Source organism: Nonomuraea guangzhouensis (assembly GCF_019396345.1).
In the GTDB taxonomy this organism is placed as follows: domain Bacteria; phylum Actinomycetota; class Actinomycetes; order Streptosporangiales; family Streptosporangiaceae; genus Nonomuraea; species Nonomuraea guangzhouensis.
Map to the genome: position 1 here is coordinate 227,223 of NZ_JAHKRM010000012.1, position 12,591 is coordinate 239,813.

The 12,591-nt window shown below is 68.1% G+C and carries 9 protein-coding genes; 4 read left to right on the forward strand and 5 right to left on the reverse strand.

Annotated features, from left to right (window positions below):
* Positions 1 to 19 precede the first annotated feature (19 nt).
* The 3 genes from KME78_RS25760 to KME78_RS25770 all read right to left on the reverse strand — a co-directional run bounded on the left by KME78_RS25760 (position 20) and on the right by KME78_RS25770 (position 5,462).
* Positions 20 to 2,800 (reverse strand): glycosyl hydrolase family 95 catalytic domain-containing protein, encoded by a 2,781-nt coding sequence (locus KME78_RS25760; protein ID WP_246651850.1) that lies wholly within the window; start codon positions 2,798 to 2,800, stop codon positions 20 to 22.
* 212 nt (positions 2,801 to 3,012) lie between these two features.
* Positions 3,013 to 4,032, reverse strand: a complete 1,020-nt coding sequence (locus KME78_RS25765; protein WP_219531910.1) for an RICIN domain-containing protein — start codon at positions 4,030 to 4,032, stop codon at positions 3,013 to 3,015.
* Between the two features lie 659 nt (positions 4,033 to 4,691).
* On the reverse strand, positions 4,692 to 5,462 hold the full coding sequence (locus KME78_RS25770; RefSeq protein WP_219531911.1) for a FadR/GntR family transcriptional regulator: 771 nt from the start codon (positions 5,460 to 5,462) through the stop codon (positions 4,692 to 4,694).
* 137 nt (positions 5,463 to 5,599) lie between these two features.
* Here KME78_RS25770 and KME78_RS25775 point away from each other — a divergent pair, with 137 nt between their 5' ends.
* The 4 genes from KME78_RS25775 to KME78_RS25790 are packed head-to-tail and all read left to right on the forward strand — an operon-like array spanning position 5,600 to position 9,851.
* Positions 5,600 to 6,880, forward strand: coding sequence for an ABC transporter substrate-binding protein (locus tag KME78_RS25775; RefSeq protein WP_219531912.1), 1,281 nt, complete (start codon positions 5,600 to 5,602; stop codon positions 6,878 to 6,880).
* 4 nt (positions 6,881 to 6,884) lie between these two features.
* Positions 6,885 to 7,859 (forward strand): carbohydrate ABC transporter permease, encoded by a 975-nt coding sequence (locus KME78_RS25780; RefSeq protein ID WP_219531913.1) that lies wholly within the window; start codon positions 6,885 to 6,887, stop codon positions 7,857 to 7,859.
* On the forward strand, positions 7,859 to 8,686 hold the full coding sequence (locus KME78_RS25785; protein WP_219531914.1) for a carbohydrate ABC transporter permease: 828 nt from the start codon (positions 7,859 to 7,861) through the stop codon (positions 8,684 to 8,686). Before KME78_RS25780 ends, KME78_RS25785 begins: the two co-directional genes overlap by 1 nt.
* Before the next feature lies 1 nt (position 8,687).
* Complete coding sequence (locus tag KME78_RS25790; protein ID WP_219531915.1) at positions 8,688 to 9,851, forward strand: mandelate racemase/muconate lactonizing enzyme family protein; 1,164 nt, start codon at positions 8,688 to 8,690, stop codon at positions 9,849 to 9,851.
* Positions 9,852 to 9,949: 98 nt separating this feature from the next.
* Here KME78_RS25790 and KME78_RS25795 read toward each other — a convergent pair whose 3' ends face one another.
* Positions 9,950 to 11,455 carry an arabinofuranosidase catalytic domain-containing protein gene (locus KME78_RS25795; protein WP_219531916.1) on the reverse strand — a complete coding sequence of 502 codons (1,506 nt, stop codon included), beginning with the start codon at positions 11,453 to 11,455 and terminating at the stop codon, positions 9,950 to 9,952.
* A gap of 251 nt (positions 11,456 to 11,706) precedes the next feature.
* On the reverse strand, positions 11,707 to 12,465 hold the full coding sequence (locus tag KME78_RS67295) for a FadR/GntR family transcriptional regulator (protein WP_219531917.1): 759 nt from the start codon (positions 12,463 to 12,465) through the stop codon (positions 11,707 to 11,709).
* Positions 12,466 to 12,591 lie beyond the last annotated feature (126 nt).

Here is a 12,591-nt window from a genome sequence, read left to right on the forward strand (position 1 = left end):
GGCGAAGCGCGCGCCGGGCTCACACGCCCGTGATGGTCCATTGGTTGTTGGTGCTGTTGTTCGGCGTCCACAGGGCCACGGTGGAGCCGGCGGTGCTGTTGCCCATGCCGTCGAGGGCCGTGCCGGTGCCGCGGTTGATGATCTGGTTGCGGCCGTTGCCCGTGCTGTTGAGGCGCCACTGCTGGTTGTTACGGCCGTCCCACGCCGCTTGCCTGGCGTTGGCTCCGTTGGCGGTGTTGCCCCAGCTGTCGGCGACCATGCCGTTGGCACGGTTGACGATGCGGTACCACCCGCCGCCCAGGTCCACGAGCTGCCACTGCAGGTTGGTGCTGCCGTCCCAGTTCCACTGCTTGAGGTTCGCCCCGGAGGCGACATTCCCGCCGCTGTCCAGCGCCAGGCCAGTGGTCGCGTTGGTGATCCGCACGTAGCTCGCCGGCGCGGGGCCGCCGGACCCGGTCATGCGGTACGTACGACCGGCCTGCCCGGTCAGTCTGATGACGTCGTTCTCGGGTTTGGTGACGCTGACGGTGTCGCCGGTCGTGGTGTCGACCACCTGGTAGGTCCCGGCGAAGATCCGGCCGCGCACGTTGACCGTCCCGTCACGGTCGAACCTGATGAGGAGCTCGGTGGCCCCGCCGGAGCTCCACGTCGCGTCCACGGTGTAGCCGCCGCGCCCCCGAAGACCCTGGACCTTCCCGCTCGGCCAGGCCGCCGGGAGCGCCGGCAGCACGTGCAGCTCACCGTTGTGGCTCTGCAGCAGCATCTCGGCGATGCCGGACGTCGCGCCGAAGTTGCCGTCGATCTGGAACGGCGGGTGCAGGTCGAACATGTTGGGCGCGAGCCGGGCCGTCGTCACGAGGGCGCGGACCAGGTCGTGCGCCCGCGTGCCCTCCTCCATCCGCGCCCAGTAGTTGATCTTCCACGCCAGCGACCAGCCCGTACCGTCGTCACCGCGCAGTTCGAGGGTCCGCCGCGCGGCGGTGTACAGGGCGGGGGTGCCGCGCTTGGTGATCTGGTTGCTGGGGTGCAGGCCGTAGAGGTGGGAGATGTGCCGGTGGTTCTGCTCGGTCTCGACCCAGTCGTACAGCCATTCCTGGATGTTGCCGCGTGAGCCGGTCTTCATCGGCGGGAGCCGGTCCCGGGCGGCGAGGACCTGGGCACGGAAGCTCGCGTCCGTGCCCAGGAGTTCGCTCGCCTTGGCGCAGCCGTTGAACAGGTCCCGCAGGATCTGGTTGTCCATCGTGGGTCCGGCGCAGATGCTGACGCCCGCGTGGTGGGGCAGTTCTGGGGAGTTCGACGGGTTCGTGACCAGATATTTGAGGGTCGGTTCCTCCACAAGGGTCTCCAGGAAGAACTGCGCGGCCCCCTTCATGGCCGGGTAGTACTGCCGGAGGAAGTCGAGGTCGCCGGTGAAGAGGTAGTGGTCCCAGATCATGGCGGCCAGCCACGCGCCGCCGGTCTGCCACATGCCCCAGGTAGCGCCGTCGACGACGGAGCTGCCCCGCCAGCCGTCGGTGTTGTGGTGGGTCACCCAGCCGCCGGCGTTGTACTGCACCCGGGCCGTGCGGGCGCCGCTGACCGTGAGGTCGTTGATCATCCTGAACACCGGCTCGTAGCACTCCGACAGGTTGGTCGTGTCGGTCGGCCAGTAGTTCATGGGCAGGTTGGCGTTGAGGGTGTACTTCGAATCCCAGGAGGGGGCCAGGGAGTCGTTCCAGATGCCCTGCAGGTTGGCGGGCTGGGTGCCGGGACGCGAGGAAGAGATCAGCAGATAACGGCCATACTGGAACAGCAGCGCCGAGAACTGCGGGTCGTTGCTGTTGGCGTGCTGCGCGATCCGGACGTCAGTCGGCTGGTCGGCCGCCGAGGTACGGCCGAGGTCGAGCGTCGTGCGCCCGAACAGCCGCTGGTAGTCGGCGACGTGCCGGCCACGCAGGTCGTCGTAGGTCCGGCCGGCGGCGGCGTCGAGATGGCGCCGGGCGATGCCCTGGTAGTCGCCGCTGACGTCCTTGTAGTTCACGTAGCCGGAGCCGATGGAGATCAGCACCGTCACGCTGTTGGCGGACCTTACCTGCAGGGTGCCGCCGGAACTGCTGACAGTGCCGCCTTCGGCAACGGCCCGGGCCAGTGCCAGGAACCTGACCTTGCCGGCCAGGCCCCTCTGGTCGCCGGAGATGCCGTCGAGCGCCGCCGTCGTGCCGTCCGGGCTGGAGCGTGTCGTCCGCTGCGGGCTGCCGAACGTCGCGGAGAACGTGATCGAGCCGGGCCTGTCGGCGGTCAGCCGGATGGCGATCACCTGGTCCGGCGCGCTCGCGAGCACCTCGCGCCGGTACCGCACGCCGTTCTGCAGGTACGTCACCGTGGTGGTGGCCGTGCTGAGGTCCAGGGAACGGTTGTACTCCGAAACTCCGGCGGCGCTGCCGAAAGTGAGCCGTAGATCGCCCACGGGCTGGTAGGCCAGCTGAGCCGAAGGGGTGCCCAGCATGTTCTGGTCGACAACGGTCTGGGCCTGGCTCCACTGGTTCTGGAAGACCAACTGCCGGATCTGCCCCAGCGCCGCCGCACCCTTCGTGTTGCTCTGGTCGTACGGCCCACCGGCCCAGATGGTGTCTTCGTTGAGCTGCAGCCGCTCGGTGTCGATGTTGCCGAACACCATGGCGCCCAGGCGACCGTTTCCGATCGGAAGCGCACGCAGCCACTCCGTGCCGGCGCTCTTGTCGTACCAGAGCGCCAGGTCGTTCGCGGCGCGCACCTCCGGAGGCGCCACCGACCCGGCCCGGGCCGCGGCCGTCCATGGCAACGGTATGAGCGTGGCTCCAGCTCCAGCCGCGCCGAATCTCAGCACTTGTCTTCGCGATAAATCAGCCATTTCGGTTCTCCAAGCCCATGGGGGGTCGGCCTCCGTCGAGTACGAGCACGAGCCCCGCACCGTGTGCGTGCCTGCGTGCTCGTGGCCATCGCCGGGGCGATGGCTCGTCCCGGCGATGGCGTGTGGTCAGCTGTCGTGGGCTGTCAGACGCGGGTCCATTGCTGGTTGGTGGCACCGGTGCAGGTCCAGATCTGCACCCTGGTGCCGTTGGCGGTGCCGTACCCGGACACGTCCAGGCACTTGTTCGCCCCCACCGCCGTGATGCTCCCGTCGGTGTTGAGGCGCCACTTCTGGTTGTTCTGGCCGTTGCAGTCCCAGATGATCACGCTGGTGCCGTCCGCTGTGCCGGCCCCGTTCACGTCCAGGCACTTGCCGCCGTAGACCCGCAGCTCACCGGAGCCGGTGGCGGCCCACTGCTGGTTGGACTGCCCGTTGCAGTCCCAGATCTGCGTCTGCGCGCCGTTGGCCTGGGAGGCTCCGCTGACGTCCAGGCACCGCCCCGCCCCGACACCCTTGAACGCGCCTGTCGCCGGCGGATCAACCGTGGGGGTCGGCGTCGGCGTCGGCGTCGGATTCGGGTCGCTGCCTCCGAACTGCGCGAAGAAATTCCACACCACTGGCCTGGTCCAGGACTTCTCGCCGGGCTCGAGGTCGCCGGGCTTCCCGTCCACGGGGCCGGGGGTGTGGCCCGCGTCGAACGCCGCCCATGCGACCGGATACCCGGCCCGGCACCCCGAGTAGGTGGTGACGATGTGCGTAAGGCTGCCTTGCGCCGGCTCGGGCGGGTTCTGGGGGGTGCAGCCGTTGTTCCTGACGAACCTGTCACGTAGCGACCGGCCCGTGGAGATGTTGAGCACCCCATCCCTGAGGCCGTGCAGCCCGATGTACGCGATGGGCTGGTTGCCGCCGCTGCACCCACTGAGCTGCCCGCCGGAGTAGACCGCCACGGCGCGGAAGACCGTCGCCCTGTTGCACGCGAGCGAGTAGCTCATGCCGCCGCCGTAGCTGAAGCCCATGGCGAAGCGCTGGGCGGTGTCGACACAGAGGTCCGCCTCGATCCGGCGGATCATGTCATCGACGAAGGTGGTGTCCTCACCGCCCGAGTTGGCCCAGCCGTTGTTGAAGCCCTGGGGCGAGACGAAGATCGCGGTGTTGTTCGACAATGCCCTGAGCCCGTAATAGGACCAGGGGTAGCCGCTGGTTCCGCCCCCGTCGACATCGTTGGCGGTGCCGCCATTCCAGTGGAATCCGAAGATTAACCGGTAGGGGTTTGCGTTGTTATAGTTGTCCGGAATTCTCAGGATATAGTTACGATTTTTTCCGCTGGTGGTAATCGACTGCGGACCGCTTCTCAGCGTCGGGGACTTGCCGCATCCAGCGCTGCCCGCGAGGGCGCTCTGTTGTGCGAGGGACGAGGGCGCGGTGTCGCCCAGCGCCGTATGCACCGTGGCCAGGACGACGAGCAGTACAGCGGACGCGATAGCGGTGAAGAGGTATCTAGGCCTCGACATCACGCGAATTCCTTTCCCTTTTTGGGGAGTGAGGGCGTTTGACGTGTTAGCGCTCACTCAACGCCGCCATAATGGGCTCTCCCTTCTTCCTGGCGGCTGGAGGCGATGGTGCAGCGGAGCAAATATGACGGTGACAAGACCTGTCAAGGATCGGCCTTCTCGACGTTGGCGGACCGCGTCTGAGATGACCTCGTCGCTCTGGCGCCTGACCAGGAGAAGCGGCCATGGCAACCACTGGCGCGTCGTGATGAAACTTTCACGGCGGTTAATCGAATCGTTCCGCGCGCTCGGTATCGCGGGGTGTGCTCGTGCTAACGCTGTAGCCGTACGGGATCGGCCGGTCCGCTGCGGCGGACGATCCAGGCCTCGGTGATGTGCTGGAACATCGCCTCGGCGGCGCCCGCGGGATCATGGGCGGCGATGCGTTCGTAGACGCGGCGGTGGCCGAGGTTCGACGCCACGCACAGGGCCCGTTCGGTCCGGCCCATGTACCGGGCGGTGTTGATGACCTGGCTCTCCATCGCCCGTACGACGCCACGGGCGATGCGGTTTCCAGACGCCCGCATGATCGTGTCGTGGAAGGCGCGGTCGCTTTCGGCGTACGTGACCGGGTCGGCCACGAGCTCGTCCATCCGATCCACCAGCACGCGTAGCTGCTCGACGGTGTCCGGCTCGGCCAGGCGGGCGGCGACGTTGGCCATGTCGGACTCCAGCACGCGCCGGGTGACGACGAGGTCGTCGAGGATCGTCAGGCTCTCGTCCGCGGCGATGGTCGCGGCGAGGACGAGTTCGTCGAGCATGTCCCACATCACCGGAGGGGTCACCATGGTGCCGGAGCCCTGACGGACCCGTACCAGTCCCTTCTCCTGCAGGACTTTCACCGCTTCCCGGACGACGGTGCGGCTCACGGAGAAGGCTTCGCACAGCGCGGGCTCGGTGGGCAGCGGCGTCCCCGGCGGGTGCACGCCGCGAACGATGCGCTCCACCAGCTCGGCGGTCACCGCTCTGGCGAGACTGGCCGGCCGCTGGGACCAGGCCGGTGGCGCCGGGACAGCGCTGCCCGTTTCCTGCGGTGCCGTCATGTCTCCCCTCCGGGGCTGGCCAAGGACAGCGCGACCGCATCAGTCTACATGTCCCACTTGACCGTAATACGTCATACGAATTATGTTTCGGGCCAAGACGGCCGGGCTCATCGGCCGCTCTCGGAGGGTGAACAACTATGAAGCAGCGAGCGTTGTGGTCGGTCCTGCTGGCCTCGGGACTGGCCGTGGCCGGCTGCGGGAGTGCGGCGCGGCCGGAGTCCCCGTCCGGCGGAGAGTCGCAGCCCAAGTCGCAGAAGCTCGTGGTGTGGGACTGGAAGTCCGGCGAACCGGCGGCGGCCACCTACATCGAGAAGGCCAAGGCCGACTTCGCCAAGCGGCATCCCGGCGTCACCGTCGAGTTCGTCGCTCAGCCCTTCGACCAGTACTACACCTTGCTCGGCACGGCCATTCAGTCCAGCAAGGGGCCCGACGTCATGCTCTTCAACGGGGGCGGCCAGATCCGCGACCGGGTGACCGCGCTCCAACCGCTGGACCAGTACGTGACCGAGGACAAGAGCCGGTTGGCGGGCTGGGACGCCTTCAGCAAGGACGGCAAGACCTACGCCGCGCCGGTGACCCTGCAGGGCCACCCGATCTACTACAACAAGGCGCTCTACGAGAAGGCCGGTCTCGACCCGGCGAACCCGCCCAAGACCTGGGACGAGTTGGTCAGCGGCTGCGCCGCCATCAAGAAGGCGACCGGAGCCACGTGCTTCGCGCTCGGCAACAAGGAAGGCTTCGGCATCCAGTTCTTCATGTCGGGCCTCGGGTCCGGCATCCTGACGCCTCAGGAGTACGACAACTGGATCGCCGGGAAGCGTGACTGGACCTCCCCCCACGTGAAGCGGATCTTCGAACTGTGGAAGGACGCCGGCGACAAAGGGCTGAACAACGACGGTGCCAACTCCACCGCGATGTTCACCGACATCTTCCGAGTCTTCGAGACCGGTAAGGCCGCGCACATCATCGGGCTGATGTCGGACGTCGGGCACTGGAAGGACTTCGCCGAGTTCCTGCCGCCCGACAAGATCGGCGTCATGCCGGCCCCGGTCGTCACCGACGGAGCCACGCCCAGCCTTCCGTACGACGGCGGCATCGGCTACGCCGTCGCCAAGTGGACGAAGGACCCGAAGCTGGCCGCCGATCTGGTGCGATCCCTGACCTCGACCGACGCCTTGAGCGCGTTCTACGCCAAGGCCGGCGCGATCGCGTCCGACACGACGATCGACGTCTCTCAGGCGGGCCCGGCCGTCGCCGCGATGGTGCCCGAGATCAAGACCGGCAAGCCCGCCCTGCATGTCGCGCTGTCCTCCAAGACCCTGGACCTGATGGGAAGACTGTCCCAGCAACTCCTGAGCGGTTCGACCACCGTGGACAAGGCAGTGCGGCAGTTGGCCGCCTCCGATCGGACGGGCTGATCGCGTGCCGATCGGACATTCGTCGTCGTCGGTCCGCCCGGCCGGATCCGGGCGCGCCGATGCGGACCTGATGGAGCAGCGTGGACACCGCGGGGGCGTCCACGCGAGCGCCCGTGGGGCGCGCGCCGAGCGCCTCGCGCCCTACGTTCTGGTGGCCCCGGCCGTACTGATCATCGTGGTGCTGCGGCTGTGGCCGCTGGTTCTCGGCGTCAACTTCTCCTTCACGGGTGACGGCGACCTCAATGGGACCGCGGTCGGCGTGCGCAACTACCTGGAACTGCTCGGCGACCCGTTGTTCCACACCTCGCTGGGCAACGTCGGGCTGCTGGTGCTGCTGCTTCCCGTGGCGGTGGCGATTCCGGGTCTGCTCGCGACCTTCATCTATCTGCGGGTGCCCGGCCACCGGTTCTACCGCAGCGTCTACTTCTTCCCGGCCGTGCTCTCACCGGTGATCGTCGGTGCGATCTTCAACCTCATGCTCGGGTTCGACGGCCCGCTGAACACTGTCCTCGGGGCCGTCGGCGTCGGCCCGGTCGACTGGCTCGGCGATCCGGGCATCGCCATGTTCACGGTTGTCGGCGTGCACATATGGGCGACGTTCGGGATGGCTCTGGTGGTGTTCCTCGCCGGGTTCAGCACGCTGGACGCCTCGCTGCTGGACGCCGCCCGCGTGGACGGCGCGTCGCTCCGCCAGATCATCTGGCACGTGATCATCCCGAGCCTGACGCGCACCATTCAGTTCGTCTTCGTGACCACGATGATCGGGATGCTGACGTCCATGTTCGGCCTGCTCTTCGTGATGACCGGCGGCGGCCCGGAGGGGTCGACCTACCTGCCGGAGTACTACATCTGGCACCAGCAGGGACAGATGAACCGCCCGGCACTCGCCTCGGCCGCGTCGACGGTCCTGTTCGTCGTCATGCTCGTGGTGGGGCTGCTGCAGATCGGCGTGCTTCGTCGCACGGGGAGGCAGGACTGATGCCCGGCAGACGTCTGGCCAGGTGGGCGGCCGCCGTTCCGATGGCCGTTCTCGCGCTGGCGACGATCTATCCTCTCGTGTTCACCGCCAACGTCGCGATGAAGACCCGGCGTGACTACGTCCTCGACCGGTTCTCCCCGGCGGGTTCCCTGCGCTGGGACAACCTCGCCGAGGCGTGGGCCAGCGCGGGAATGGCACGGTATTTCGTCAACTCATTCGTCGTCGTGGCATTCGCCGTGGCCCTGTTGCTGCTGTTGGGGTCGATGGCGGGCTTCGCGCTGAGTCAGCTGCGCTTCCGCGGTTCTTCGGTGATCTTCCTGGGCTGTCTCGCGGGGCTGTTCATCCCCTTCCAGGTGATCATGGTGCCGCTCACCAGAATCATGGCCGACAGCGGGCTCATCGACACCTATCCGGGGCTGATCCTGGCCTACGTGGCGCAGTTCCTGCCGTTCACCGTCTTCCTGATGACGAGCCACTACAGGACCATCCCGGCGGAGATCGTCGACGCGGCCAGGATCGACGGGAACACGGTGTACGGCGTGTACCGGCGGATCATGCTGCCGCTGGGTGTTCCGGCACTGCTGTCGGTCGGCATTCTCGACGCCTTGTTCTGCTGGAACGACGTGCTCATCTCCCTGCTGATGATGCCGTCGCCCGAGCATCGCACCCTCATGATCGGGGTCAACGCGCTGCGTGGACAGTATTCCGATGACATCCCCACCTTCGCCTCGGGGGTCCTGATCGCCGCGGTACCCGTGCTCATGATCTATCTGTTCCTCCAGCGGCAGATCGCCGAAGGCGTCACCGCCGGTTCCACGAAGGGCTGACATGCGGATCACGGGGTATCGCACCACGACGACGGTCCAGGAATGGGGCCGTCCCGTCGGTGACGCCAACGGCGTCTTCGCCGACGGAGTCGTCTCGGTGCCGCTCGTCATGGTGGACACCGACGAGGGGATCACCGGCATCGGGCTCGGGCCGCATGTGGAGATCGAGGCTGTCTTCGCCGCGATCGAGGGCGAGGATCCGCGCGGCGTGACGGCGCTCTACGACCGCATGCTGCGGCAGACCTTCAAGGCGGGCCACGCCGGAGCCGTGTTCGGCACGATCGGCGCGCTCGACACCGCCCTGTGGGACATCAAGGCACAGGCGGCCGGTGAACCGCTCTGGCGGCTGCTCGGCGGCCGCGACCGGCGGGTGCCCGCCTACGCCTCGGGCCTCGACATCGGCCTGACCGACGACGAACTCGTCTCGGCCTACCAGGTCTACGCCGAGCACGGTCTGCGCGCGGCCAAGATCAAGGGTGGCCTCGACGTCGAACGTGACCGGCACCGCCTGACGCTGGTACGGGACGTCCTGACCGAGGCCGGGCACGGCTCGCGGCCGGGCCTGATGCTCGATGTGAACGAGGCCTGGACTCGCAAGCAGGCGGTCCGGCACGTCTGCGAGCTCGAACGCACCCTGGATCTCACATGGATCGAAGAGCCGGTCCGGCGGTGGGACGCCGAAGGCCTGGCCGTCGTCGGCAACGGGATCCGCGCCTCCGTCGCCACGGGGGAGAACCTGACCGGGCTCGAGCAGTTCCGTCCGCTGCTGGCCGCGGGGGCGGTCGACATCGTCCAGACGGCCGCGGTCTGGGGGGTGACCCACTTCCTCCGGGTGTCCGCCCTGGCGCACGCCCATGACCTGCCGGTCAGCCCGATCGGCACCACGCCGGTAGCGCTGCTGCATGCCGCGACGTCGGTGCCGAACCACCTGGTCAGCGAGCTGCAGGACCTGCACCCGCCGGTCGGGTTGTCGCTCGACCTGTACGTCGAGGACGGCGCCTTCATCCTCGGAGACGCGCCGGGTCTCGGCGTCACGATCGACGAGAACGCGATCAACGCGTTCACCCGCCGACCGGACGTCAGGGCCGCCAAGGGCCCCAACATCCGGCCGGAGCACGCCGGACGGCGGCTGCTGGCGGTCACCGGCGGCTTCCATCAGACCTAGTGTCATGCGCCGTTCGCCCGGACGCCGGTCACCGCCTCCCCCTGCTGGGCGGAGTAGGTGGCCGGCGTCCGGGTTCGCCGGAGGTGAGTGAGGCCGGGTCAGCGGTAGCCGGCGGCGATGATGTCGGCCTGGACGGCGTTCTCCGTGGCGTCGGTGGGATAGCCGGCGACCATGGCTCCTTCGTAGAAGGTTCCGGCGCTGAGGTTGGCGCCGCCGTCGGGCTTGCAGCAGTCGCCGCCGCTGCCCAAGATGATGGCCCCTTGCTTCTTCATCGGGTTGTAGCCGTTGGGGAGGGACCCGTCGTACAAGGTGTACAGGCTGCCGGACTGCGCGTTGCTGCCCTTCATGGCGAACCGGCTGGTGCCGTTGTTCTTCAGCGTGGCGGTGACGAACTTGTGGGGGAAGGCCCGCTGATTGGGGTTCCAGGACTGGCTGCCGCCGGGGTAGAGCCCCCATTCGAGATCGGCCTGGACCCAGGGGCCGCGTCCCTGGCAGCCGCCGAACCAGCACTGGGTGCTGAAGTTGATGGCGTCCATGGCGCCGGCGGCGTCGGCCTTCCTGGTCGTCTCGCTGTTGCCGTAGTCGAAGCAGCAGCCGCCGTTGACGTGGGTGCCGCTGGTCACCATGTACATGCCCTCGGGCGCGGTCCCCGTGGGCACGCCGGTCAGGTGGCCGTCCCGCCAGTAGCTGTTGCCGGGGTTGATATAGAGCGAGTACGCCTTGCCGCCGCCGACGGTGAGCGACTCGGTGGTCGCGATCGCGGGCCTGCTCTGAGGGGAGCCGGGGACCACGCTGGATCCCTGGTACCACAGGTCGTTGCCCCGACCGGACTGGTCGTACACGACGGTCATGACGCACGTGGTGCCGGTGCAGAACGAGTCCTGGGCGGCGGCGTCGGCGACACCGCCCGCGCTCAGCGCGCCGATGTTCCTGGTCGTGTTGTCGGATGAGCGCCTGACCTGGTACAGGTTGCCGCTGTAGGAGCCGTAGAGCGCCCGTGTCGTGCTGTGCGCGGCCACGCACGGCGTGCCGCCGGAGGCGTAGATGTCGCACGGGCGCGCGCCGGGCGGCTGCGGGGTCGGGGTCGGCGTCGGGGTGGGCCCGGCCCCGGTGGTCCATTTCTGGTTGGTGCCGCCGTGGCAGGTCCAGATCTGCGTCTTGGTGCCGTTGGCGGTGCCGGCGCCGCTCACGTCCAGGCACTTGTTCGCTCCGACGGCGGTAATGCTGCCGTCGGCGTTGAGGCGCCATTTCTGGTTGTTCTGTCCGTTGCAGTCCCAGATGATCACGCTGGTGCCGTCGGCGGTGCCGGCGCCGTAGACGTCCAGGCACTTGGTGCCGGAGATCCGCAGCTCATCGGAGCTGGTGGCGGTCCACTGCTGGTTGGCCTGGCCGTTGCAGTCCCAGATCTGCGTCTGCGCGCCGTTCGTCTGCGAGGCGCTGACGTCCAGGCAACGCCCCGAGCCCACGCCCACCAGCGGCGTGGTCGCCGCCGAGGCGGGTGCCGACCAGGTCAGGGCGGCGGCCAGGAGCATTGCCAGCGCCGCCACCACAGCGGCGACGACGGCCGCCCGGGAGCCCGATAAGGGAACGGATGAAGGCTGCATGTCGTACTCCTTGGAGGTAGGGCGAGACGGAGACAGCCGCGCTCGGAGACCGATGCGAATCGATTCGCCAACGGACTGAGCTCACTGAGGAGGGGGAGGCAGCGGTGTACGGCGAAGCACATACGACGGGCGGACCGCCTGTCAAGGCTCCGTCCTGTCCGGCTGCCCGCCAGAAGCCCTGCCCGGCGGCGCTCATCGGCGACGCTTTTCAGCCGGGCTCGATGAAACGTTCATCCGCCGTCGGCGGCTGATCAGGTCCCGTCAGTTCCCAGATCACTGGAGGAGAAGAGGCGCTGCTGGATCTCTCTCCGGTAGTCGTCGAGGGTGTTGTCGATGTGCGTGGCCGCGGCCTGGGCGGCCGCTTCCGGGTCGCCGGCCCGGATGGCCTGGTAAATGGCGTCGTGCTCCTCGACGGCCTTGGCGGCGTGCCCGCCCACCGAGCCGTGCAGCCCGATGAGGTTGGACTGCGCCTGCAGCCTGCGGGCCTCCCGCACCGCCACCTGGAGGAACATGTTGTGCGAGGCCGTGGCGATGGCCATGTGAAAGGTGTCGTCGCCCTTGTTGAACAGGTCTTCTTGTCCGGTATCGAAGCCGTGGCGGCACAGGCCGGCCGCCTCCTCGATGGCCCTCAGCTCCGCGGGGGTGGCGCGGCGGGCGGCCAGCCTGCTGGTCTCCATTTCCTGCGCCCGGCGGAACTCGAACAGCATGTAGACGTGGTCGAGGTCGGTCGGGAGGAAGAAGGAGGCCCAGCGCCCGGTGCCGAACATCCCCTCGTCGTCGGCCACGTACAGGCCGCGGCCCTTCTGGGCGCGTACCCGGCCGAGCGCGGAGAGGATCTTCACGGCCTCGCGCACCACGGTGCGGCTGGTGCCCAGTTGCCGGGCCAGCTCGATCTCGGTCGGCATGCGGTCGCCCGGGCGCAGGCCGAGCCGGACGATGTATTCAAGCACCTGCTCGGCAGCCACCTCGTAGCCCGGCCGGTATCCGCTCTCGCGCGGGGTGTCGGTCACCGTGCTTCCTCCTCGCCGTTCCCTGCAAAGTATGACTGATGCGGGTGCCTCCCCAGCTCAGACGTACGGCCTGATTAGTACGACACATATGAACGGTTCATACGAGGGCGGTCGGCGCGGATAACC

Excerpts from the sequence above, each read along its gene's own strand:
- KME78_RS25785 (WP_219531914.1), top strand. The coding sequence starts at position 7,859 with ATGCCCGGCAGACGTCTGGCCAGGTGGGCGGCCGCCGTTCCGATGGCC.
- KME78_RS25790 (WP_219531915.1), top strand. The coding sequence starts at position 8,688 with ATGCGGATCACGGGGTATCGCACCACGACGACGGTCCAGGAATGGGGC.
- KME78_RS25775 (WP_219531912.1), top strand. The coding sequence starts at position 5,600 with ATGAAGCAGCGAGCGTTGTGGTCGGTCCTGCTGGCCTCGGGACTGGCC.
- KME78_RS25795 (WP_219531916.1), bottom strand. The coding sequence starts at position 11,455 with ATGCAGCCTTCATCCGTTCCCTTATCGGGCTCCCGGGCGGCCGTCGTC.
- KME78_RS25770 (WP_219531911.1), bottom strand. The coding sequence starts at position 5,462 with ATGACGGCACCGCAGGAAACGGGCAGCGCTGTCCCGGCGCCACCGGCC.